The organism is Paraburkholderia sp. RL17-337-BIB-A, assembly GCF_046025895.1.
Lineage (GTDB): Bacteria > Pseudomonadota > Gammaproteobacteria > Burkholderiales > Burkholderiaceae > Paraburkholderia > Paraburkholderia fungorum_C.
This window is the reverse complement of record NZ_JARESY010000003.1, coordinates 479093-503667: the sequence shown is the minus strand read 5'-3', so window position 1 is coordinate 503667 and position 24575 is coordinate 479093. Positions and strand designations below refer to the sequence as shown.

Sequence of the window (24575 nt, the reverse complement as noted above, 5' to 3'; positions counted from 1 at the left end):
CATGACCGACGATTGTTCGCAGAATATCGATGCGCTGAAACTCGTGCGCGAAGGCACGAGCCAGGACGACCGCACGAACGCGGCGCTCGCGCCGGACTCCGCGTTGGCCGATGCCCGCACGGTGGCGGACGGCATCGTGTTCGCGCAGGGCTATGCCGCACTGCTGCAGCGCTACGACGCGAACAACGTGGTGTTGCCGGGACACTGGAGCGACTACTTCGGAACCGACGCCGCCGTACCGCTCGCCGTCGCCGCAACCGAGGACGTCGATCAGTACAGGCAGGCCGTGCGTGGCTGGTTCGACTACCTGAACGATTTGAGCAATGCCACAGATGCGGAGGCCCTCAAGGACCGTCTCGGCTATCTGTACGCTGCTATCGGCACGCTGGCGCAGGCGCTGGACACGCTCGCGCAGTCGCTGCCGGATGCGGTCGCCCTCAAAGGCGTCTTGCGCAATCTGATCGGCACGCAACTCGCGCCTGCGTTCAGGCGACTCGTCGCTTACTACAAGGGCGGGGAATCGCTGGGCGTCGTGAACGCGGTGGCGCCGTCGCCCGATCTGTGGATCCTGCGCCGCAAGGCCCGCGCGTTCGCCGACGTGCTCACCGATGGCCTGTCCGCGCACTGGCGCGGCGCCGGTTCCTGGGACGACTACCTGAACGGCACCGATGCCGACGCGACGGTCTACGGTGCGGGTGGCGCGCCGGACCCGTTCACGCGCATCAACCACTGCTCGACCCACAATCTGTTCCGCGCGGTGTTCGACCAGTTCCTGAAGGTGTTTGGACGCACGGTGAGCGTGGCGCAATCGAGCCTTGTCGATACGATAGAAAACTCTTCCGCACACGCGCCACACTACGCGCTGTATCTCGCCTTCCTGCAATTGCTGGAACACGCGCGCAACGCGGGCAACACGCTGACGCAGCGGCATCTCGACTTCTACTACCGGACCATTCTCGGGCTCAAGGAGAAGCCCGCGCAGCCGGGCTATGTGCATCTGCTCGCGGTGCTCGCCAAGCAGACGCAGAGCCACGATTTTCCGTCCGGTGAGCTGTTCAAGGCCGGCAAGGATAGCGCGGGCAAGAACGCGTTTTTCGCCAATACCGCGGATTTCGTCGCGAACAAGGCGGTGGTCGCGGCGCTGAAGACGGTGTACCGCCATGGCAGCGAGCCGGTGCCCGGCCAGCAGGATCAAGGTCGCATTTACGCAGCGCCAGCGGCGAATTCCACCGATGGTCTCGGCGCGCCGCTGCCGGATTCCGATCCGTCGTGGCAGCCTTTCTTCAACAAGGTCTACGTCAACGGTGCGCTCGCGCAGATCGACATGCCGCCCGCGCAGATCGGGTTCGCCATTGCATCGCACTATCTGCTGATGGCTGAGGGTATGCGCTCCATCGTCGTGAGCCTGACGACCGGAGGCACACCGGCGCTATCCGAGGGGCAGTCCTTCGCTGCCGGTTTCGACTGCCGCCTGACGACCGCGAAGGGGTGGCTGGACAAGCGTGCGACGAGCTTCGTCGCACGCGGCGGCGTGCTGGAACTGCGCATCGACCTGACGGGCGCCGATGACGCCATCGCCCCCTATGCGCCCGCCACGCATGGCTATGACTTCGACACCACGCTGCCGCTGCTCGTCGCTACGCTGGTTCAAGATTTCGCCGCGACCTATGCATACGGCGCGCTGCAAGACGTCACCATCACGGCAATCGACATCGACGTGAGCGTCACCGGCATGAAGTCTCTCGTAGTGGCTAACGATTTCGGCACCATCGATCTGTCGAAGCCGTTCCAGCCATTCGGCTCCTCGGCGGTGGCGGGCAGCAGTCTCGTCATCGGCTCAAAGGAGATTTTCCAGAAGCACCTCGTCAGCGCCGAACTCGATCTGACATGGCAGGTTGCGCCTACGGTCTATCCGCAAACGTCGTCCGTCACGGAGAGCCTGCAAAGGACACGTACGCAGATGGTGCAGATGGCGATTCAGCAGGGCAAAGTGGTCGCGCAAACGAAATCCATGCCGCATGCCGGCATCGAGTTTCTTCGCGCGGGCGTTTGGACGCCGTCTCAGATCGCGGCGGTTTCGCTCGCCCCGGCCTCGGGCATGACGACATCGTTCGCACTCGACGCCAGTCTCGACCTGCCCGTGCTCGATGCACCCGATTTCGACCCCGATCAGGCTTACGGCACGCAGAGCCGCCACGGCTTCGTCAGGCTCTCACTCGACGACGATATCGGCCAGAGCGAATATCAACTGGCGCTCATCGCGTATTTGCGCAAGGACAGCGAGATCAATCCCGGCCCGAAGCCGCCTCAAGGTCCGATCGCCGCCGCGCTCACGATGAACTATGCCGCCCACACGACGCTCGCGCTGAACTCGGCGACCACGCTGGCCTTCAAAACGCGCACCGGACGCTTCTTCCATCTCGCGCCGTTCGGTACGGCCGAGCAGCATCCGTATCTCGGCGATGGCGCGCCCGTGCCGCTGTTACCGCCGTTCGGCTTCGTGCGCGGCGGCGCGCCGGTCGCGAGCGAAGCCGAGTTGTACATCGGCATCACCGGGCTTGCGCCGCCGCAGAATCTTTCGCTGCTGTTCCAGGTCGTGGACGGCACAGCCAATCCGCTATCGCAGAAGCCCAGCCCGCATATCGACTGGTCCTATCTCGCGTCGGACCGGTGGGTCGAATTCCCCGAGAACGCCATCACCGATGCAACCAGCGAATTGCTCGGCTCCGGCATCACGACGTTCGCGGTGCCCGGGGATGCGACCCGCACCAACCGGCTCCTGCCCGCTGGAATGTTCTGGATTCGCGCCGCCGTGAGTCAGGCGAGCGATGCGGTATGCCGCCTGCAGCTCGTAGCGGCACAAGCGCTGAAGGCCGTCTTCTCCGATCAGGGCAATGCGCCGGATTTCTCCGCCACGCCGCTGCCGCCCGGCACGGTCACGCAACTCGCGACACCGGACGCCGACGTGAAGAGCGTCGCGCAGCCGTTCGCGTCGTTCGGCGGGCGCGGAGCCGAACGGCCAGCGGACTTCTACCGGCGCGTGAGCGAGCGCTTGCGGCACAAGGATCGCGCCATCGACCTGTGGGATTACGAGCATCTGATCCTCGAAGCATTTCCCGCCATCTACAAGGCCAAATGCCTGAACCACACCTGCTACGAACCCGCCGACAGCGAGGGCGCGACGCCGTGCAGCGGCGGCATTTATCGCGAGCTTGCGCCGGGACACGTCACCATCGTCACGCTGCCGGACCTCAAATCGCAACAGCAGACCGACCCGCTCAAGCCCTATACGAGTCTTGGCTTGTTGAGCGACATCGAAGCCTTCGTGCGCACACGCGCTGGCTGCTTCGTGCAATTGCATGTCCGGAATCCGCAGTTCGAGGAAGTGCGCGTCGCATTCAAGCTCAAGCTGTACGACGGCTATGACCGCGCGTGGTACACCACGCAGCTTCAGCAGGCGATCACGCGGTTCCTCTCTCCGTGGGCCTTCGGCGGTTCGGGCGCACCGTCGTTCGGCGGCATGATCCGCAAGGCGGCGCTGATCGATTTCGTTGAAAACCAGCCCTACGTGGATTACGTCACCGACTTCCAGTTGTTTCACGATATCCCGTGCCAGCCGCCCGGCACGGAGGATCTCGATGAGGTGGCCGGTTCGCACGCCGTGTCGATCCTCGTGTCGGCGCCTGCGGGTGCGCACGCGATCACGGCCATCGAAGCCGAGCCGGATCGCACGCTCGCCGAAAGTTGCGGGTGCGGCGCATGAACGCCGTCGTCGCTCCTCTCGTCAGGAAGCCCGTTCTGGATCCGTCGCAGGATTTCTACGAGCTGCGCCGCGAAGGCATCGGTTTCGTGCAGAAGGCGGGAAGCGATCAATGGACCGACTACAACGTCCATGATCCCGGCATCACGATCCTCGAAGCGCTTTGCTATGCGATAACGGATATCGGCTATCGCATCGGCTGGCGCATCGAGGACATTCTTATGCCCGCGAAGCCATCCACCGATCCGGAGCAGCCTTATCCGCATCAGGCATTCTTCACGGCGCGCACCATCCTCACGGTCAATCCTTCGACGGTGAACGACATGCGGCGCATGCTGATCGATCTGGCCGGCGTGCGCGATGCGTGGATCATCTGCAAGCAGTGCGCGTGCGACGTGAGCTGGTGGGCGTTCTGCGATACGCAAGGCGCGCTCGTGCTGCAGTATGGCAAGCCTGCGGCCGCGCCGAACCCCGCGAAGGAGGCATGGGTGCTCGGCCTCTACGAAGTTCTGCTCGAACTCGACGAAGACCCCGACCAGGGTGACCTCAACGACCGCAAGATCACGTCGGCGACCGTTTATCACGACGATGCCGGCGCGCATCCTGTCGTGATGGAACTGCGCTTTCCCGATATCTACCTGCTCGAACGCGATCAGTGGGCGCGCTTTCTGCAGCGCGACGATGCCTTCGACAAGCCGGGCGAATTTTCGATCGACTTGCTGCGCCTCGGCGCGACCAAGACGTACAACGTGTTTGATCTCGCCACGCCGCAAGAGCAGGACGCATATATCGCAAGCGTATGGAACGACGTGTTCTACGTGAGCCTGCGCGTGACGTTCGCGACCGACGGCGCGAGCGTCGACATTGCGAACGCGGCGCTGCGCGTACTGGGCGACAACGCCGTGCGCGACGCCGCGAGCACGCAGGACTGGCGCGCGTTGCTCACTGACGCCGGCACGGATGGCTTCGTCGCGCTTTACCGCCACAAGGCGATCGCGACGCACAACGCCGTGGAACTCGCGAAAGGCGCGCTTCAGCAGTATCGCAATCTCGACGAAGACTACTGCCTCATCACGAGCGTGGGCATCGAGGAAGTGGCCGTCTGCGCCGATATCGAAGTCGCGGCCGATGCCGACATCGACCGTGTGCAGGGCGAGATCTGGTTTGCAATCGAGCAGTACATGAATCCGCCGATTCCGTTCAGAACGCTGCAAGAGTTGCAGGACAAGGGCGTGCCATCGGAGGTGATCTTCAACGGACCGGCGCTTGCCAACGGCTTCATCGAGGACGACAACCTCGCGGCAGCCGTGCCGCGCGCCATGTTGCGCGGCTCCGACATCATCAGGCGGCTCATGGAAATCGATGGCGTGCTGGCGGTCAATCGACTGCTCATGACCAAATACGATGCGGAAGGCAACACGGTGTCCGGCGCAGCCGATCCTACATGGGTGAACGAAAAGCCGGTCTACGATCCGCTCAAGGTCAGCGCCATGTGGTTGCTCGCGATCAGTCCGCGGCATAAACCGCGGCTCTATCTGAACCAGTCGCGCTTTCTGTTCTACAAGAACGGCCTGCCCTTCAGGGCGCGCGTGGACGAAGCGACCGACACGCTCAACCAGTTGCGCGGCGACGCGGACCGGCCGAAGAATCCGCAAGGGACGAACGACTTGCCGGTGCCGTCCGGCAACTTCTCGAATGCCGACGAATACTTTCCGGTGCAGTACAGTTTCCCGGCTGCTTACGGCATCGGGCCGGACGGCCTGCCGCCGAACGCCACGCCCGCGCGACGTGCGCAGGCACGCGATCTGAAAGCCTATCTGATGGTGTTCGAGCAGTTGCTCGCCGACTCGCTTGAGCAACTGGCGCATACGGCGGACCTGTTCTCGCTCGATCCCGCGATAGACCATACGTATTTCTCGAAGGAGCTCGACGGCACGCTCATCCAGGGCTTCGACGATATCGCCGATACGACCGTCTTCAATACGGCCGCCGTCGAGGCGCTCACCGAGACGCCGGCGCAGTTCCTCGCGCGCCGCAACGGCTTTCTCGATCATCTGCTCGCGCGCTTCGGCGAACAGTTCGACGAGTACGCGCTCTTGCTCACGGACACAGCGGCCCGTGCCGTGGCGTTGCCGAGCCTCATCGCGAGCAAGATCGCGTTTCTCCTGCGCTATCCGCAAATCAGCCACGATCGTGCGCGCGCCTTCGACTATGCCGCGAATCCCGCCGCGCCCGGCAACAATCCTGGCGTCGAGAGACGCATCGCTCTCTTGCTGGGTTATCCCGATCTCGCGTTCGAATGGACCGTGTGCGCGCCCGGTGCGGGCCAATACACGGTCGGCTATCGTTTGATGGACGCTCTCGGCAAACACTGGCTGGACGGTTCGGTGAAGGTCGCGGCGGCGAGCGAGACAGAGGCCGAACGCAACGCCTACGAGCTGATCGTCGAACGCATGATCCTGTTCGGCGCGTGGCAGATCGCGGTGGGTCTCCACGGGCCGAACACGTTGTCGTTGACGGATGCGGCGGGCGCGGAGATGGGCTTGTCGCCGGATTCGTTCGCCACGCAAGACGACGCCGCCACCCGGCGGGATACGCTGCTCGCGTGGAGCGCGAGCGCACGGATGCTCGTGGTCGAGCACCTGCTGCTGCGGCCGAAGTTCATCGGCGATGCGCTGTATCCGGCCTGTTGCGACAACGGCTGCTCGACCTGCGGAGGCGAAGATCCCTATTCGTTCCGCATGACGTACGTCATGCGCGGCTGGACGCCGCAATACACGGACAACCTCGATCTGCGCCGCTACGCCGAGCGCACCATCCGTCAGGAGACGCCAGCGCATCTGCTGCCGAAAATCTGCTGGGTGGGCAATGACGGTTTCGTCGAGAATCCGTGCGATGAAGTCGTGGACACGCTGGCCGCGCTTCTCATCGCCAGCGGCAAGACCGCCGACGGCACACCACCCACTCCCGCCGATGCCTGTACGTGCGCGCTGTCGATCCATCACGCATTCAGCGATGCCTTCGCCGCCTGGTACGCCGGGCGCGAGCTCGTCTTCATTCATGCCGACGCGCTCGAAGCGCAGATCGCGCAGCAATTCGGCGCCGTCGCCATGTTCACGGCCGGCGCATGCACGACCGTTTTCGACGAGACCTTGTGGGACCAGATTCGCGGCGTGATGACCGCGCGCTTCGTGGAGATCGCGCGCGACGGCTGGCAGTTCGAGCGCTTCGAATGGGCCTGGCGCCACTGGATCGAGGCCAGCGCCGCGATCGACTGGACCGGCGAGCGGCTCGTCGAGCGCGTAGAGGCCATTCTCGCGGCCAATGTCGTGAGCACCACGGTCACAGAGGCGCAGTTGTGCGACTGCGCGCAGGGCATTGTGATGGCTTACGGCACGCAGTTCTACACGTGGATGCAGGCCAACGTAAGGGCCGGCAACGCACTGAGCGAACTGACCGCCTTCGCCGCCCCGGACATCGCGCTGTGTCCGGGCATGGATTTCGGCGACAACGCGCAACAGACGCAACAGACGATCGAAGCGCTGCTCAAAGAGCGTTACGCGGCGTACGCCGAACCGTCGTGGTGGCTGTGGGCGGTGGTGACGCTGCTCGCCGGTCTGCACAACTCATGGCCAGGGGCGACGCTGCACGATTGCGACGACGGCAGCGACCAGAATCCGGTTCGGCTCGACAGCACCGCTCTGGGTAACTATCCGCGTCGTTCAGCCTCATAACCTCCTGATGACGGGGTGTGCCATGGAAAGCCTGCTCGATCATTTCCCGGTCTTCCAAGCCAATCAGGTGCTGATGAGCCAGCATCTGAACGATGTATTCGATTATCTCGATCAGCAAGAGCGTCAGACCCGCTCCCATCTCATCGGTATCGGCATCGTGTGTGGTCTGGAGATCAGTCTTTCGGGCAGCACGATTGCGCTCACCAAAGGCTGCGGCGTGACCTCCGAAGGCTATCTGATCGTCGTGCCGCTGGATGAGTCGCTGGTCGCCTGCCGCACGTACACCCTGCCATCGGATATCGCCTATTCGCCGTTCAGCACTGCGGGGGGCCAGTACGCGCTATGGGAACTGTTCGAGGACGGCGTGCCCAACACGACGCGGCTCGACACGCCGGCCGGCTTTCTCGATGACAAGGCCGTGCTCCTCTTTCTCGAACTGAGGAAGGACGCGCTGCGCAACTGCAGCCCGAACAACTGCGACGACAAAGGCTCGCAGGTGACGGCTACGGTGCGCCGCCTGCTGATCGCAAGAAGCGATCTCGACAAGATCATCGCGGCGACCAATAATCTGGGCAGCGGACTGACCGCGACCGACCTGGACGCCGTGCTGTCCGCACGGCTGAACTTGCCCGATCTGCGCCTGCGCCGCTTCGGCGTGATCGATCCCACCATCGTGACGTCGAACGATCTGTACACCGCGTTCCTCGACATGGTGCGCACGGACGGCCTCGCACAGGCAACCGCCGATGCGTTGAGCGCGGCCTACGCCGCGTTCCGTCCACTGCTCGCGGCGCAATATCCGAACGATCCGTTCACCGGCTTCGACGCGGCCTACGGCTTTCTCGACAGTGCGCCGGAAAACAATGCGCAGGTCGTATTCCTGCAGTATTACGCGGACCTTTTCGACGACCTGCTGCGCGCCTATGACGAGTTTCGCTGGAGCGGCCTCGACCTGATCTGCGCCTGTTGTCCGGATGACGCACTATTCCCGCGCCATCTGATGCTCGGCCTCCTGAAGCCCGGCGGCGTCGCGCAGCCGGCAGGCTACCGGCAAGGTTTCCTGGCGTCGCCAGCGACGGGCGATTGCGCGGAAAAGACGGCGGAAGTCGTGCAACTCTTCGCGCGTCTGGTGGCAATGACGGTCTCCTTTACTAACACGCCGTCACTGCCGCCAGCGAGCCGCGCCTTGCGTACCGATCCGCAGATCCGCATCACGCCGAGCACGATTGCGCGCGACGACCATGCACTCGAACGCAAGGCCATTCCGTATTACTACGCGCAGAACGGCAAGCCGCCGCTCTATCAGCTATGGAGCCCGGTGAAGACGCGCCGCAACCGCGCCAACCAGAACTTCAGCTACAACGCCGACCTGTACGCGAACCCTCCCGCGCCGGCCTTCGTCACCGATCCGCTGCGTTACGACATCGAGCCATACGATTTCCTGCGCATCGAAGGCCATCTCGGCAAGGACTATCAGGCGGTCATGCAGTCCCTGCTCACCCTGCGCTCGCAGTATCGTCTGCCGATCGACGTCATCGCGCTGCGCACCGGCCTGTACGACGACACCCAGCCCGTCGATCCAGCCAGCGATGTCGCGCGCTTTCAGGATCTCGAAGCGCTCTACGGCGCACTGCGCGGCGAACTCATGTCCGCTCTCGCGGAAGGCGTGATGCAGCTCTACGTCAAGGACATTGCGCCCGTGGCCGGGCTCACGCTCAAGGCAGGCACACCCGGCCTGCCACTGCTGCAACAGTACGCGCCGCACTACAGCTATGCTCCGAACACAGTCGGCTCGTGGTACGAGTTCTACCTGACGCAGTTCGAGAATCAGGGCTATCTCGACATCGATCAGAATGCGGTCGATCCGAACGTCGTGCTGACCGTCTACTGCACGCTCTTCAACAACACGCGAGCGCCGGACGCCACCGCGTATCCGAACGTCGTCGCCATCTACTACATCAGCAAGCTCGCAGAGAGCGTGCCGCCGACGCTCGACGCACTCGACTATGCGAACTTCGAGAACAAGTATCAGGACCTCATGAGCCTGATCCGCTATCTGCGCTCGGACGCGATCAAGAGCGTCACGCCAGACCTGAAGAATTTCCTGCCAGAGGACGCGTTCATCGACATCTGTGAAGGCATTCTGTTCGATGCCCGGCTCGACGCAGTCAAGGCCGTGCATGACGAATATGCCGCGCGCGTGAGCGAGCTGAAGAAGCGCCAGTTCATCTCGACCTTCCTGCAGAGCGACCCCGGCATCCAGCACAAGGCGGGGGTGCCGCCCGGCGGAACGTTCATCGTCGTCTATCACGGCATGCCGCAGCGGCAGCGCACGATGACCGGCATCGGCAACATCCGGGCGCTGCAACAGGCGCTCGACGTGCAGCCCGCCGCCGCGCCCGATCCGGCGGAAACCTCCTCGGTAATGAAGGCCATCGGCAATATCGCGGCCAACCGCAATCTGATCGCGAACGACGACATCAACCTGCTCATCGGCCTGCTCACGCGCCCGACGCTGAACATTCCCGGGATCAGCCGCAGCGACGACGCCGATCCCGCCGGGCGCATCATCGATGCGGTCGTGAATGGGCTGGCGAACGGTATCGTGATCGCGGATTTCTTCCTGCCCTATCGCGTTTCGGGCGGCAGTCCCGGCATCCAGTATGTGCTGCCGAAAGTGCCGCCGTCGTTCACGGTCACGGTCGGCTGCACGGCGACGAACGGCAACGCCGCCGTGTCGATCAGCGCCGAGGGCGGCTCGCCGCCGTACGACGTCGCGCTGGACGGCAACGCCTATGAGGCGCTGACAGGCCCGCTGCAACTCACCGCAGGCAATCACGAGATCAAACTGCGCGACAACGACGGCTCCGAGACGCTGCCGCAGACCGTCACGGTGGCGCCGACGCTCGTCATCGGCGAACCGGTCTTCGAGTGCGCTCAGGGCGCCTACACCACGACCGCGCCCATCGTCGGCGGCACGCCGCCTTATCAGATCGGCGGCGGTGTCCTGCAGGACGACAAGACGCTTCGCGCCGGTCCCACGCAAAGCGGCACGCCGGTTTCGGTGACGGTCACGGACAGCCTGGGCTGCACGGCAACCACGCAGTTCACGCACGAGTGTCCGCCGCCCTGCACGCTGCCTTGCGCAGGCATTGCGCTCAATCGGGGATTCCGCTTCTTCCTGCCCGACCCGGACCCCTCCGACGCCTACGAAGCATTCGAACTGACCGACCTCATTTTCACCGTAGAGGCCACGCCCGGCAATCCAGTCGATCTCAGCGCGCAGGTCAGGCAGATCATCAAGGTGTCGTCCAAGGATCAGCTCACGGCGGCCAAATTTCCGGCGCTCGTCAACGGCTGGCTCACGAAGATCAACAGGCTCATTGCGAGCACGCCGGGACTGAACGAAGCCGACGGCCCGCAATGGCTCACGCTCGCCTACAAGGCCACTGCGCCAGGAAGGCTGGGCGTGCTTTCGATCGAGTATTTCCAGTGTCTGAAGTTCGATATCCAGGTCAGCGTGGGCTATGCGCTCGCATTGGGCAAGACCACCCTGCACGCGGCTTATACGCCCGAGGGCACGACGATCAGTGCAAACGACACGCAAGTCACCGTCCCCGCCTTCGATGGCGTCTCGACCGACAAGTGTCAGCAGACCGAAGCGTCCGCACTCTGTCCGGCGGAGGCCGACTTCACCGTGCAGATCGCGCTGGGCAACGCGGCGGGCGCTACGCAGACCTTCACCGTGACGGCATCGGTGCCGGGGGGAATCACCTTCCTGTGGGAAGCCCAGGGCGGCAATCCGCCGATGGGCAACGGAGCGAAGTTCAAGACCCGGTTCGCCACGTCCGGCTCGAAGCTCGTGACCGTCACGGGCTTCAATGCGAACGGCTGCTCGGCCACGAGTTCGCAGATCGTCAACGTGGGCTAGGCGTTGCCGCGCGCGACAACAGAGGCACAGCATGGACAGCATTTCGCATATCGTTCGCCGTGAATTAGTGGACCTGTTCGTCGTGGGTTCCGAAGTGGACGGCTTCGCGCTGCAGCGCAAGCTCGGGGAGTTGTGCGGAGGGCTTACGAACGCGCTCGACGATGCCTTCGCGCAATCCGTGCCGCGCGACGAGCACTGGTTTCTCGAACGCCTCGAAGTGGACGCGGGATGCTTCACGCCCGCAACCTTCGAGCGCGATTTCGTGCACGCGGTAGCGCAAGCCGTAGGCGCACGCATCCGCGCGTGCGCGAGCTCGTCGGCCAGTCGTGACGAAGCGGGTCCTGGCGTCGTGCGGCGTCTGACGGGCCCACAGTCCGTGCACGCGGCATGGCTGCATTTTCTGGCGACCGGCGCGCTGCCGTGGTGGTTCCGGCTCTCGCCCGGACAGTCGCTTGAGCAGGCAGTCGGCGCATCGTGGCGGGAGACGCCGCCGGGCGCCGGGTCTTTTGCCTTCATCGAACTGATGCGTGCGCCCGCCGCGCGTACGCGTTTGCAGCAGCAATTCTCTGCCGCCTTCGTGGATGCGCTCTTCGAACGCATCTCGCCCCCTGCGGCCTCGGCTTCTCAGACGTTGCTCGTCGAAGCGGCCCGTCACGTCGATGCGCGCAGCACCTTGACGCGTGTTTCGGCGCAGTTGCGCGATGCGGCGCTCGACATGCTGTCCTCGCGCCGGATGGTCACTGTGGAGACACTCCTCGCGCAATGGGCGCAGTCGACGTATCGCGATGACCATGCAGGCTCCGGCGACGAGCGCATGGCAGCGCGACGAGCGTTCGCGGACATTGCCCTGGCGCTGGACGTGACTACCGGCGATTCCGCGCTGCCCGAGCCCGACGGTGACGCGCGGCCTGCGCCGACCTCCGAAGCATCCGACACGTCACACACGCGTGTCGATGCAGAGGACGCGCTCTTCATCGATTGCGCGGGAATCGCGCTGCTGCATCCGTTCCTTCCCGCGTTGTTCGAGCGGCTCGGCGTTGCCGCAGACGGCGCGCTCGTGCAGCCGGATCGCGCGCTGGCGCTGCTGCATTTTCTCGCGACCGGCGCGACGTCTGCGCCCGAATACGCGCTCGTGTTGCCCAAGCTGCTATGCGGTCTGCCGGTCGATGCGCTGGCCGGGCCGCCCGTCGAACTGACCGATGCGGAAACGACCGAAGCGAGCGATCTGCTAGCGGCCGTCATCGGACACTGGACGGCGTTGCGCGGTGCTTCATCCGATGCGCTGCGCGGCACGTTCCTGACGCGGCCGGGCAAGCTGAGCAAACGGGGCGACGACGATCTGCTGCAAGTCGAGACGCAGACGTTCGACATACTCCTCGACGACTTGCCGTGGGGTATCGGCACGATCCGGCTGCCGTGGATGACGCGGCTGCTATGGGTCGAATGGCGTAACTGAGACCGGGAAAACATCGCGTGGGCGCCCTGAAAGCCACGGCCGAGAAGACATCCGGCACCGCATCTGCGGCGCGTCCGCACGCGGCCAGACAGCCGTTCTTTGCGCGCGTCCAGACGAAGATGACGGTCAATCGTCCCGGCGACAGCTTCGAGCAGGAAGCGGACAAGACTGCGGAGCGCGTGATGCGCATGCCCGCGCCCGGCGGTGCGAACACGCTTCAGCGGGAACGCGCCGATCAGGTTCAGCGACGCGAAGAGGAAAGAATCCTTCGCGCCGCTGCCGAGCCTCGCATCCAGCGACGCGAGGAGGAAAAGATTCTTCGCGCCGCCGCACCCGGTGAAAACGCGCAGCAGGCGCTTGAGCCGCATCGCGCGGAGGAGCAGATCCTGCGCGCGGCGGACGAGACCATCCACAAGGCGCAGTCTCCCACCGGAGTCGACGGCTCGCCTTCGGTCCAGAATGACGTGCAGTCCGCGATACGCGGCCGGATGACCGGTGGCGAACCGCTCGGCGCCGACGTACGCGGTTTCATGGAACCGCGCTTCAACGCGGATTTTCAAGGTGTGCGCGTGCATCGTGACGCCGAAGCATCGCACCTGAGCAACCGGCTGAGCGCGAGGGCGTTCACCTACCAGAATCACATCTTCTTCTCGCGCAATCAGTATCAGCCGGATTCGAGCGACGGCAAACAACTGCTTGCTCACGAACTGACGCACACCATCCAGCAGGGGCAATCGATCCAGCGCACGCCCAAGGTTTCGACATCGGGCGCGACGCCTTCCGTGCAGCGTCTGGGGGTTCAGGACGCACTCGACAAGTTCGCCGACTGGGCCAACGCGATTCCGGGCTTTCGGCTGCTCACGCTCATCATGGGCGTCAATCCGATCAATCTGCGCACGGCCGACCGCTCGGCCGCGAACCTGCTCCGCGCGCTGATCGAGCTGATACCGGGCGGTGTCTTCATCACGCAGGCGCTGGACAATCACGGCGTCATCGCGAAGGCGGCGACGTGGGTCGAGGGCAAGCTGGCCGAACTCGGCGACATCGGTGGCGGCCTTTCGGCAGCGCTGCGGACCTTTCTCGACTCGTTGAGCTGGACTGACATCTTCAACCTCGACGGCGTGTGGGCGCGCGCGAAACATATCTTCGCCGACCCTGCCGGCAGACTGATCCAGTTCGCCTTGTCCACGGCTGGCGAATTGCTGAAGATGGTGAAGGACGCGATTCTCAAGCCGCTCGCCGCGCTCGCGCAGGGCACGCGCGGCTACGACCTGCTGTGCGTGTTGCTGGGCGAAGACCCCATCTCGGGCGAACCTGTGCCGCGCGGCGCCGAAAACCTGATCGGCGGCTTCATGAAGCTGATCGGCCAGGAGGAGGTCTGGGAGAACATCAAGAAGGGCAATGCCATCGCGCGCGCGTACGCGTGGTTCCAGAATGCGCTCGGCAGCCTGATGGCCATGGTGCACGCCATTCCGATGAAGATCGTCGGCACCTTGGAAGCACTGAACTTTCAGGACATCGCCACGCTTGCGGGCGCGTTCGGGAAGATCGTCGGCACCTTCGTCAACATCGCGGTCGATTTCGTCACCTGGGGTTTATCGACCGTATGGGAATTGCTCAAGATCGTCATCGACGTGGTCAAGCCCGGCCTCATGGGCTATCTGCAACGCACGGGCGATGCGCTCAAGAGCATCGTGCAGAACCCAATGCCCTTCCTCGGCAATCTGGTGAAAGCGGCCAAGCTCGGCTTCACGAATTTTGCCGACCGTATCGGCGAGCATCTGAAGACGGGCATCATCGACTGGCTCACCGGTTCGCTGGAGGGCGTTTATATACCGAAGGCGGGGAGTCTAATCGAGCTGGGCAAGTTCGCGCTCAGTGTGCTCGGCATCACCTGGGCGCAGGTGCGCGGCAAGATCGTCACCGCGCTCGGCCCGCGCGGCGAGAAGATCATGCAGGGGCTCGAACTCGCCTTCGATGTCGTGAAGGCGTTCGTGACGGGCGGCATTGCGGCGGTCTGGGATCTCGTCAAGGAGAAGCTCGCCGATCTCAAGGATCAGGTGATCGAAGGCATCATTTCCTTCGTGACCGATACCATCGTCAAGAAAGCGATTCCGAAGCTCCTCGGCATGTTCATTCCGGGTGCGGGCTTCATTCCGGCCATCATCTCGATCTACGACACCATCATGGTGTTCGTCGAGAAGATCAAGAAGGTCATGGAGGTCGTGACCGCTTTCGTCGATTCCATCGTCAATATCGCGGCGGGCAATATCGGCCCTGCGGCCAAGCGCGTGGAGAGCACGCTGGCGGGGCTGCTTTCGCTCGCGATCAGCTTCCTTGCCGGCTTCCTCGGGCTTGGCAAGGTCACCGACAAGATCATGGACGTGGTGAAGAAGGTGCGCGCCAAGGTCGATGCGGCGATTGGGGTGGCGGTGAATTGGGTGGTTGGGAAGGCGAAGGCGTTGTTTGCGAGTTTGTTTTCCGGGAAGGACAGTAAGCCGGATGAACGTACGCCGGAGCAGAAACTGCGTGATCTGGATCTGGCTTTGACAGAAGCGGAGACGTTGCAGAAAAAGCCAGACACGAGCGAGGAGGAGATCCGGGAGGGGCTTCCCGCGATCAAGAAAAAGTACAACATGCAGGCTCTCGACCTGGTGATCGACAGTGAGAATGAAGACCAGGAGACCGTCCATATGGAAGGCTCGATCAATCCTGCTAAGGACAAGCCAAAGATAACGATTCCAAAAAGACAACGGTACTTTTCGGTAAGCGGGCATCCCGCCGACCCTCCTAATTTCGCGAAATCGACGAAGCCGGAGCTTAAGATAGGAGAGTCCCACCACGTGCCCGTGAAAGTCCTGGTGTCCTGGTTCGCATCGAAACTCGAAGAAGCAGCAGCGCTGGCAGACGATAAGGACCTAAGAAAAGAGCTGAAAAAAAAGGCCAAGAGTCATAGAGCAAATGAGGAAGGAAAAGAGTTGTCTGCAATCTGGCTACAGAAAGAGGTTCACACATTCATTCACCGTGCGATTCCCAAAAAATTGGGAGAAAAAGCTAAAGTCATAAGAACGAAGAAGGGCAATATTTCAGTAAAACCAGGACAGTCGACTCTCGAGCATAATTTTCCAGGCACCGTTATTCCCACTGAGGAGGATGAAATAAATCCAGACATGGATCACGTTGAGGAAGAGTTTCGCGCAGCGTATAACCAGGCTTTGACAATGGGCAACTCAACGGTAAGTAATCTCCGCTTACCTACTCGGCTCCCTGGTAATGAACAGACTCAGAATCCCGTGACAGCGCTCACCAAACTAGCCAAAACGAGTTGGGAGCCTTATCTAGATGTCCCCAAGAAAAAATGACACTCCCCAACTCCAGCCCCCCCAACCCCAATGCAGCCAACATCGAGTTGGCTTTGGACTGGCTTGCGAAAATCATAGCCGGCAGGCTGAATGTCCATTTCGGCAAGACCGAGCAATACGTTTCGAAAGAGCTGAACTTCCGGGACGACGATTCGTGGATAGCGCGCTTTGTCAATCGCAAGGAGACCGGCTTCCACGAGTTCGTTACGCTCATGCTCGCGCTCGCACCGCATTTCCGACCTGCATTGCTGGACAATCTCATCGCCGCATGTCTGCCGGAAGGCGCCGACTTTCTCGAATTCGGCGGGATGAAAGGCACACATCATCGTGGCGTCCTGCCCACTGGCGAAACCGTGCAATTCGTTCTCGCAGGCGACGATCTTGAGCAAGGTCTCGAAGTTCGGCGAATCCTCTCGAACGACCACTGGCTAACGCGCAATCGCATTCTCTGGCTCGAACCCGTGCGCGAAGGCGAGCCCATGATGAGCGGCCGCCTGCTCGTCAACCCCGAAATCGTCGAAGAAATCGTCACCGGCAAGGTCAGCCCTCCGGCCTTCAGTCTCGACTTCCCCGCCGAGCACATCGAGACCGCGATGGAATGGCGCGATCTCATACTCAATCCTGCCACCGGCTCGCAGATACGCGAGATCGAGAATTGGATCACGCACAACGATACGCTGCTCAACGAATGGGGCATGCGCAAGAGGATCAAACCCGGCTATCGCGCGCTGTTCTACGGCCCGCCCGGCACCGGCAAGACCCTCACCGCGACGCTGCTCGGCAAGCATACCGGCAAGGACGTATTCCGCGTGGATCTTTCGCGCGTGATATCGAAGTACATCGGCGAGACGGAGAAGAATCTCTCCCGCCTCTTCGACAAGGCCGAGAACAAGAACTGGATTCTGTTCTTCGATGAAGCCGACGCCCTCTTCTCCCGGCGCACCGACATACGCGACGCGCACGACAAGTACGCGAATCAGGAAGTCGCCTATCTGCTGCAGCGAATCGAAGGCTATAACGGCCTCGTCATTCTCGCCTCCAACCAGCGCGCGAATATCGACGATGCCTTCGTGCGCCGCCTGCAGGCCATCATCCCCTTTCCGATGCCACGTCCCGAGGAACGCTACGAAATCTGGCGCAAGACCTTCCCCGCGCAGATCGAGCTCGCCGACGATATCGACTGGCATCGCATTGCGGCGCGGCACGAACTCACCGGCGCAAGCATTCTCAACGTCACGCAGTTCTGCGCAATCGATGCCCTCGCCCGAGCCTCGCGCCGGGTGGACCTGAAAAGCCTGGAGGCGGCCATCAAGCGCGAGTACGTCAAGGAAGGCAAGATCGTCTGAGCACGAAGATGTCCGCGGAACCATCCACGCATCAAGGCACGCTCCAGTCGAGGATGGTCTGCGCGGCGCTCTTCGCGCCCGTTCCGCCCGTGAAGCCAATATACGCGAGCGCGGGCGTGCCGAGCTTGAGAAAGCCGGTCAGATCGATGTTATCGATCGTGAGCGGACCCACCTTCGCGCCCGCATGGTCGAGGTCCTCGACACTTATCACGCTGCGCGAAGACTCGGATGCTGAAGTGCAGATCGACCTCAAAACCGATGTTGCTCCAACACTGCGCGATATGATCGAGCAGGAGACCGTGAGGCTTGAATCCGAATCCTTCAAGGTGCGACCTTCGGAACCTCGCACACTGGACCTAAGTCAGGGGGCGGGCACCGCGCGGTACGTCATTACGCCAACCGGGCCGGGCGATAAAATGCTAAGGGTGTTTGCGAGGCACGAGGACGGAGACGAGTATGAGGAAATTCTGAAGATCCAGGTAGTCCGCGCGCAGTCGACCTTTTTGGGGGGGGCGGCACCAAGGTCTGGACAGCGTTGCCGGCATCGGAATACTCGCCGCCTAGCGCGAATAACCGCCCATCTTTCAGAACGCCGGATGCATAGAACTGCCTCGTGTTGGTCATCATGAACGGTCCTGACCAGGTCACACCTGCGATGTCGTACCTGCCGTTTCCGTCCGGCCTCAGCCGATATCAGTCCTTCCCACCGGTATCGTGAATCAACACACTCGCATCGGTCATGAGGAGCGTGGTGTCAGGTGTGAACGATGGGACACCTGACAGTGATTTCCAGCTACTGGCCATATCAACCTTCAACTCTCTGATGACGCCTGCTTCGCTCGACGCGGCAAGCCTGATCATGGCTTCATGCGCGCTGTGGCGAGAAGGAGCATGCTCTCTCGGTGCAGACAAAGGAGCGGAACTGTCCACGATGAACACGGGACACGGCCGGTTCCCGGGTTAAGGCCTGCCTTTCATTGACGAACAGGAACACTTTCTTTTGAAATTCCCTGGCGGATCGTTTGCTATTGCGTTAACGTCGATCTCGACCCAACTTGGGGACGGTTTTTCAATTGACTCGGGAAGTGATCCCAATCCTCACATCGGGCGCTCACTCGACAAGCAATATGCTTTGCTGCATGATTCGATTCGAGCACGACATCGTGTCAGAGGCCCGGTGCACGCCGGTACGCCGCTGAGTTACTGACGGGGCACGCGATGAACGAAGATCCTGAGCGTCAATGGGAAACGCTCCTCGATTCCATCGAGGATGGCCGCGTCATCCCGGTGATCGGCCCTGAACTCGTGCTGCTTCCCGACGACGGCACGCTCGTACCAATTGACCAGTGGATTTCTAAGAGGCTGCTTAAGAGGCTAAACCTGCCTGAATCCGGTCTTCCAAAGCGCCTCACGTACAACGACGTGGTGTCGAAGTACCTGAGCGACGGCGGCGACCGGCAGGAAATCTATTCGGATATCTATGCCATTCTCAAACCAGGCATCGCGCTCGCAGACGATCACGCGTTGCGCGATCTCGTATCCATCGAACCGTTCAAGCTGTTCGTATTGCTGACCTGCGATCCCGCGCTCGCGCAAGCTATCGATGACGCCAGGCCGCAGCAACGCGCGCAAAGGATCGCCTATGCGCCGAACAACGTCAGCGACCTGCCTGTGCCGTTCGAGGATCTGACGCAGCCGGTCGTATTTTACCTGCTGGGCAAGGCATGCTGCGCGCCCGAATTCGTGACCTGCGAAGAAGATTTGCTCGAATTTCTGCATGCGCTGCAGGACCGGCAGCGTCAACCCGAATATTTGTTCGATGCGCTGCGCGAGCATTATCTGCTCATTCTCGGTTGCGGCCTCAACGACTGGGTGACGCGCTTCTTCCTGCGTGCATCGCGCAGTGCGGGGCTCTCGCAATCGCGCCGGTTCTGCGAAACGCTCGTCGGCGAACAGGCCGATGACGCCGCCGGCCTGCTGCTCTTTCTCGAGAACTTCAGCCGCAAGACGCGCGTGATCAAGACGAGTTCTTACGCGTTCGTGAAGGAGCTGACGCGCCGCTGGCGCCTCCGGCATCATGACGACACCCCGTCGCCTCGCCCCGTTGCCGCCGCGCCGGTCTTGAAGATGGTTGCGCGTGGCGCGATCTTCATCAGCTATGCGAGCGAGAACCGGGAAGCGGCGAAGCTGCTCGCCAGCGCGCTGAGCGTGCACCACCTCGACGTATGGTTCGACCGCGAAGCGCTGCAGGCGGGCGACGAGTGGGACGAAAAAATCCGCCGCAACGTCGAGCGATGTTCCTTGTTCGTGCCCATCGTGTCGCGCGAAACGCTCCGCGAATCCAATCGCCGCCGCTACTTCTGGAGAGAATGGAACAGCGCGAGCCGAATCGCGGATGGCATCGCCGCGAGCGAGCCGTTCATCGTGCCGGTCGTGATCGACGACACTCGCATGGGCAGCGCCGACGCGCTGCCCGCCTGCTTCAGCCGCGTTCAGGCGATCGACGCGCCCGGTGGAAAGATCGACGCGGCATCGGTAAGCCGGCTCGTGAAGCTCGTGCAGGAATTCCATCGGCGTCAACCGGCGCATTGACATGGACGACTTCGCGCGCGACCCGCTGACGCCGGAGAATCCTTGGCCGGGACTCGCATCGTTCAGCGAACGCGAGCACGGCTTTTTTTTCGGCCGGGACCGGGAAACGCAGGCCCTGCTGCGCCTCGTGCGACGCGAGACCCTGACGGTGCTGCACGGGCGTTCAGGACTCGGCAAAACCTCGCTGCTCAATGCCGGTTTGTTTCCTCTCTTACGCGACGAAGCTAGGCTGCCAGTCTATATCCGCCTCGACCATGCTCCGGACGCGGCTCCCCTCGTACAACAGGTGTTCGATTCCCTGCTCGCGGCATGCGAACGCGCCGCCGTGCGATGTACGCCGCCCGCGCCGGACGAAACTCTGTGGTCTTATTTTCAGCGCCACGACGTCGAGTTCTGGAACGATCGTACTCAGCTAGTCGCGCCGGTGATCGTATTCGACCAGTTCGAGGAGATCTTCACCGCGGAGCGCGACGACGAAGCGGCGCGCGCGCGCGCCGCCCATTTCTTCATCGCACTCTCGGAAGTAGTCGAGAATCGCCCGCCAGAAGCCGTCCGCTCGCTGCTGGAACGCGATCCCGCCGCGGCAGGCCGTTTCGAGTTCACGCGCGCTCGCGTGAAGGTCATATTGAGCCTCCGCAAGGACTTTCTAGCGGAACTGGAGGGTTGCAGAAAGCTCATGCCGTCGCTGATGTACAACCGGCTGCCGCTCACCGCCATGAGCGGCGACCAGGCGTATTCGGCCATCACGCGCGCGGGCGGCGGGCTGGTTGACGATGACATCGCCCGGCGCATCATTCAGCTCGCCTGGAAGAACGAACCGGCTCCTCCGGCCGAACGATCGAACTTCGAGTTCATGGAGATCGACCCGCCCCTGCTGAGCGTGGTCTGCAGTGAACTCAACCGCAAGCGGATCGACAGAGGGCTGCCGTTTATCGACATCGGGCTGCTGGAAGGAGCGGATCGCGAGATTCTGTCGAGCTTCTATCATCGCAGCATGAAGGGGTGTCCGGATGACCTGCAAAAGTTCGTCGAAGAGGAACTGATTACCTCGCGCGGCGACCGTGACAGCCGCGATTATCTCTCAGCGCTCACGCGCGGCGACCATATGCGCGACGGGCTCGAACTGCTCGTCAGGCGGCGCCTGTTGCGTATTGACGAGCGGCGCGGCGTGCGACGGCTGGAGCTGGCTCACGACGTCCTCACGAGCGTGGTCAGGGAGAGCCGGGACATTCGGCGCGCCCGCGAGGCGATGCTCGAAGCGCGGCGCAGGCGCATCCGGAATGCGTGGCGCGCGTTCGGCGCGACCACGCTTTGTGTGGCCGTGATCGCCGTGCTGGTGGCCACGTCGGAGCGGCACCGCCAGCGCGTTCGGCACGACACGCTGATGGCTCGCGCCGACAGCATGGAAAAGAGCAACTACGATCGCGCACTGCTGCTGCATCTCGAAGCAATGCGGACCACGCACGACGCGGGAGACAGCGCGCGTCTCATGCAGCGGATCCTGGCACATCCCGAGCTGATCACCTTTCTGCGCGGACATGAAGCGCCTGTATTCGGCGTCGCCTACAGCGACGACTCAATGCTGCTGGTTTCCAGCAGCTACGATCACACCACCGCAATCTGGGACGCAGCCACGCACGGGCTGCTCGGCGTCGTCACATCGGCGCCCACTGAGCTCTACGGCGCGGCGTTCCGGCCGAAGACGCACGAATTCGTCACCGCGAACGGCGACGCGAAAACCGTCACGCTATGGGATGCCGACACGCGCACGAAAATTCGGGATTTCGGTGGCTTCCGCGCGACGGTCGTGAGCGTTGCGTTCAACCGAGACGGCACGATGCTCGCCGCATGCGATATCGCAGGCAACGTCCTCGTGTGGCCCCTCGCTGGCCATGCGGAAGGCACCGCCTATCAAGGCGCGCAGAGTGTGACGAACCTCGCCTTCAGCGGCGACGGCAAGCTGCTCGCCGTCAGCACGACGCAGCGCATCGTCGTCTGGCAGGTCACGAGGCCCGACCGGCCTCTCGCGGTCTTGAGCGAGAAACGGAGCGGCGGGTTCTACGGCGTCGCCTTCAGCCCGGACGACCGCACTCTCGCGATGGGAGAAACCAGCGGATACATCGACATGTTCGACATGGGCTGTATGAGCGGCAGCGCTGCGCAGACTGTTTTCGTCGACTTGCGTAATGTCATGTGCGGCGGCGCAAGCCCGCGCAAGCCCTTGCAAGGCCACACGGAAGCGGTCAGAAGCCTCGCCTTCAGCCCGGACGGGCAACAGCTCGCTTCATCGAGCGGCGACAGGACCGTCATGATATGGGACGTCGCGACGAGCAAGCCCGTCGTCACGCTGAGTGGCCACACGGACAAGGTCTTCGGCGTCGCGTGGCGCGCGGATGGACTCCAGATCGCCTCTGCCAGCCAGGACCGCTCGGTGATTCTCTGGCATCCCGACGCAAGCGGAGCCGTCACCAAGCTGCCGGTCGACGACCGGGTGGTCACCGCGCTCGCCTATAGCCCCGACGGCAAACGGCTCGCCGCCGCGAGCGGCTCCGATCAGGTCGTGATATGGGACCGGCAAAGCCTGCACCGCGTCGCACTGTCCGCACACGACGGCGTCGTGACTAGCATCTCTTTCAGTCCCGACAGCACGCTGTTCGCGTCGGGCGGATGGGATCGCACAGTGAAGTTATGGCGCTCGGACGCCGACGCACAGTCCGCACCGTTGCGCATCTTCCCGCAGCCGGGACGCGTCACGAGCGTCGTCTTCTCGCCCGACGGTTCGCTGCTAGCCGCGGCCGCCGAGACGGAAACCACGCTGACGGATCTGCGCACGGGCGCAGTCGTCGCGAGGTATCCCAGACGGGGCGTGAGACAAGAGGAGCTCGTACTCGCGTTCAGCGTTGACGGCACCGGGCTCATCAGCGGAAGGGCGGACGGCAGGATTCTGCTACGCGACCTGCGCGCCGTGCCCGGCAGTGCGCCGCGCGAACTGTTCAAGTGCCGCGACGCCGTGAGCGGTCTCGCTCTGAGCCATGACGGAAAGAGGCTTGCGGCGTCGGACTGGCATGGCGTCGTGTATGCGTGGGATACGGCGAACTTCGACAAGCCCGTAGTCATGGAAGAGCATCAAAAGCGTGCGACGGGCGTCGCATTCGGCGCGACATCCGACGACCTTGCATCGGTCGGATGGGACCGCAACGTAATCCTGCACGACATGAGGGAGATTCGTTCGCCCGTGACGATTGGAGGCGCGACCGCGCGTCTGCAGGCTGTCGCCTTCAGCCCGGACGGCAAGCAGCTCGCGGCGGCGGGCTTCGACGGCTCGGTGAGTCTTTGGGATATCGATCCCGCAGCGCTGCGCGAACAGGCCTGCGCGATCGCCAATCGAAATTTGACTTCCGCCGACTGGCCAAAGTCCGCCGACGGCGCACCGTCGTTTCATTGCGTGTGCGAAGGTGTTCCCTGTGCGGAAGCATCGGCAGGCGAAGCACGCACAGCGTCGAGCGAACGCCGTGAGTGAATGAAGAAAGGCATGGATAGTCGACACAAACTGACATACCTTGAAGTATCCGCGGTGCGAAAGCGAAGTCTTCTGCCGCGGCAAGCCCGAAACCGGACGCATCGACGGAGCCCCTCCATGTCACGCTTTGGTGAAGCAGAAGATCCGCGCCGCCGCTTGGTGATCAGTGCCCTCGTCGGCACTACGCTCACAGCCTGGGGGGTGGCGGGCCAAGCCTACGCGATGAGCCTGTTCGGCGGCGTGCCGCGCAAGTTGCCGCCGGGCCAGTCGGTGTTCAGCATCGACGGCACATGCACGATCAACGGCGAGGCCGCGACGATGAAATCACGTATTGCTCCGGGCGACACGATCGTCACGGGGCCACGCAGCCAGTTCATCTTCGTCGTCGGCGACACGGCCATGCTCATGCGCGACAACACGCAGTTGCTGCTCGACAAGTCGACCGACGTCAACGCGCCTTCCACGCCCGTGTCGCTCAATCTCGCGATGGGCAAGGTGTTGTCGGTCTTCGCGCCGGGGAGGCCGGTCCGCATCGATACGCTGACCGCGCTCATCGGCGTTCGCGGCACCGGGCTCTATCTCGAGACCGATCCGGAGCAGACCTACTTCTGCACCTGCTTCGGCACCACCGATGTCGTCGCGAAAGACGATCCGCAAAGCAGGACGACCGTGGTGTCCACACATCACGACCGGCCGCTGTTCATCAATGCCGGCAAGAAATCGGCCGGCAACAGCATCCGTAATGCGCCGTTCGTCAATCACACCGATCAGGAGCTGGCGGTAATCGAGACGATTGCGGGACGCGTGCTGCCACCGTCGTTCCCGAGATTCGACACGTTGTATGAGCGCGACCAGAGCCGTTATCGATGAAGCG

General features: G+C 62.9%; 10 protein-coding genes. 9 read left to right on the top strand and 1 reads right to left on the bottom strand.

Annotation, left to right across the window (positions count from 1 at the left end):
* Window position 1 precedes the first annotated feature (1 nt).
* The 6 genes from P0D84_RS40195 to P0D84_RS40170 all read left to right on the top strand — a co-directional run bounded on the left by P0D84_RS40195 (window position 2) and on the right by P0D84_RS40170 (window position 17589).
* On the top strand, window positions 2-3763 hold the full coding sequence (locus P0D84_RS40195; RefSeq protein WP_408347606.1) for a baseplate J/gp47 family protein: 3762 nt from the start codon (window positions 2-4) through the stop codon (window positions 3761-3763).
* The gene (locus P0D84_RS40190; protein WP_408347603.1) at window positions 3760-7494 is read left to right on the top strand and encodes a baseplate wedge protein; all 3735 of its coding nucleotides are present in this window, start codon (window positions 3760-3762) and stop codon (window positions 7492-7494) included. The genes P0D84_RS40195 and P0D84_RS40190 overlap by 4 nt, the downstream gene beginning before the upstream one ends.
* A 22-nt stretch (window positions 7495-7516) precedes the next feature.
* On the top strand, window positions 7517-11425 hold the full coding sequence (locus P0D84_RS40185; RefSeq protein ID WP_408347600.1) for a PKD domain-containing protein: 3909 nt from the start codon (window positions 7517-7519) through the stop codon (window positions 11423-11425).
* Between the two features lie 31 nt (window positions 11426-11456).
* Window positions 11457-12881: a contractile injection system tape measure protein gene (locus tag P0D84_RS40180; protein WP_408347597.1), complete on the top strand. Its 1425-nt coding sequence runs from the start codon at window positions 11457-11459 to the stop codon at window positions 12879-12881.
* A gap of 119 nt (window positions 12882-13000) precedes the next feature.
* Complete coding sequence (locus P0D84_RS40175; protein WP_408349722.1) at window positions 13001-16243, top strand: eCIS core domain-containing protein; 3243 nt, start codon at window positions 13001-13003, stop codon at window positions 16241-16243.
* Window positions 16240-17589 carry an ATP-binding protein gene (locus tag P0D84_RS40170; protein WP_408347594.1) on the top strand — a complete coding sequence of 450 codons (1350 nt, stop codon included), beginning with the start codon at window positions 16240-16242 and terminating at the stop codon, window positions 17587-17589. Before P0D84_RS40175 ends, P0D84_RS40170 begins: the two co-directional genes overlap by 4 nt.
* 31 nt (window positions 17590-17620) lie before the next feature.
* Here P0D84_RS40170 and P0D84_RS40165 read toward each other — a convergent pair whose 3' ends face one another.
* On the bottom strand, window positions 17621-17800 hold the full coding sequence (locus P0D84_RS40165; protein ID WP_408347591.1) for a hypothetical protein: 180 nt from the start codon (window positions 17798-17800) through the stop codon (window positions 17621-17623).
* A 1007-nt stretch (window positions 17801-18807) separates the two neighbouring features.
* On the opposite strand from P0D84_RS40165, the gene P0D84_RS40160 reads away from it, so the two are divergent.
* From P0D84_RS40160 to P0D84_RS40150, 3 genes are all read left to right on the top strand, one after another.
* Window positions 18808-20181 (top strand): toll/interleukin-1 receptor domain-containing protein, encoded by a 1374-nt coding sequence (locus tag P0D84_RS40160; RefSeq protein ID WP_408347588.1) that lies wholly within the window; start codon window positions 18808-18810, stop codon window positions 20179-20181.
* A 1-nt stretch (window position 20182) separates the two neighbouring features.
* Complete coding sequence (locus tag P0D84_RS40155; RefSeq protein ID WP_408347585.1) at window positions 20183-23701, top strand: nSTAND1 domain-containing NTPase; 3519 nt, start codon at window positions 20183-20185, stop codon at window positions 23699-23701.
* A 117-nt stretch (window positions 23702-23818) separates the two neighbouring features.
* Window positions 23819-24571 carry a FecR family protein gene (locus P0D84_RS40150; protein WP_408347582.1) on the top strand — a complete coding sequence of 251 codons (753 nt, stop codon included), beginning with the start codon at window positions 23819-23821 and terminating at the stop codon, window positions 24569-24571.
* Window positions 24572-24575: the final 4 nt, after the last annotated feature.

What these genes read in the sequence shown, in the direction of transcription:
- P0D84_RS40190 (WP_408347603.1), top strand. Translation starts at nt 3,760, where the DNA reads ATGAACGCCGTCGTCGCTCCTCTCGTCAGGAAGCCCGTTCTGGATCCG.
- P0D84_RS40175 (WP_408349722.1), top strand. Translation starts at nt 13,001, where the DNA reads ATGACGGTCAATCGTCCCGGCGACAGCTTCGAGCAGGAAGCGGACAAG.
- P0D84_RS40160 (WP_408347588.1), top strand. Translation starts at nt 18,808, where the DNA reads ATGAACGAAGATCCTGAGCGTCAATGGGAAACGCTCCTCGATTCCATC.
- P0D84_RS40170 (WP_408347594.1), top strand. Translation starts at nt 16,240, where the DNA reads ATGACACTCCCCAACTCCAGCCCCCCCAACCCCAATGCAGCCAACATC.
- P0D84_RS40150 (WP_408347582.1), top strand. Translation starts at nt 23,819, where the DNA reads ATGTCACGCTTTGGTGAAGCAGAAGATCCGCGCCGCCGCTTGGTGATC.
- P0D84_RS40180 (WP_408347597.1), top strand. Translation starts at nt 11,457, where the DNA reads ATGGACAGCATTTCGCATATCGTTCGCCGTGAATTAGTGGACCTGTTC.
- P0D84_RS40195 (WP_408347606.1), top strand. Translation starts at nt 2, where the DNA reads ATGACCGACGATTGTTCGCAGAATATCGATGCGCTGAAACTCGTGCGC.
- P0D84_RS40185 (WP_408347600.1), top strand. Translation starts at nt 7,517, where the DNA reads ATGGAAAGCCTGCTCGATCATTTCCCGGTCTTCCAAGCCAATCAGGTG.
- P0D84_RS40155 (WP_408347585.1), top strand. Translation starts at nt 20,183, where the DNA reads ATGGACGACTTCGCGCGCGACCCGCTGACGCCGGAGAATCCTTGGCCG.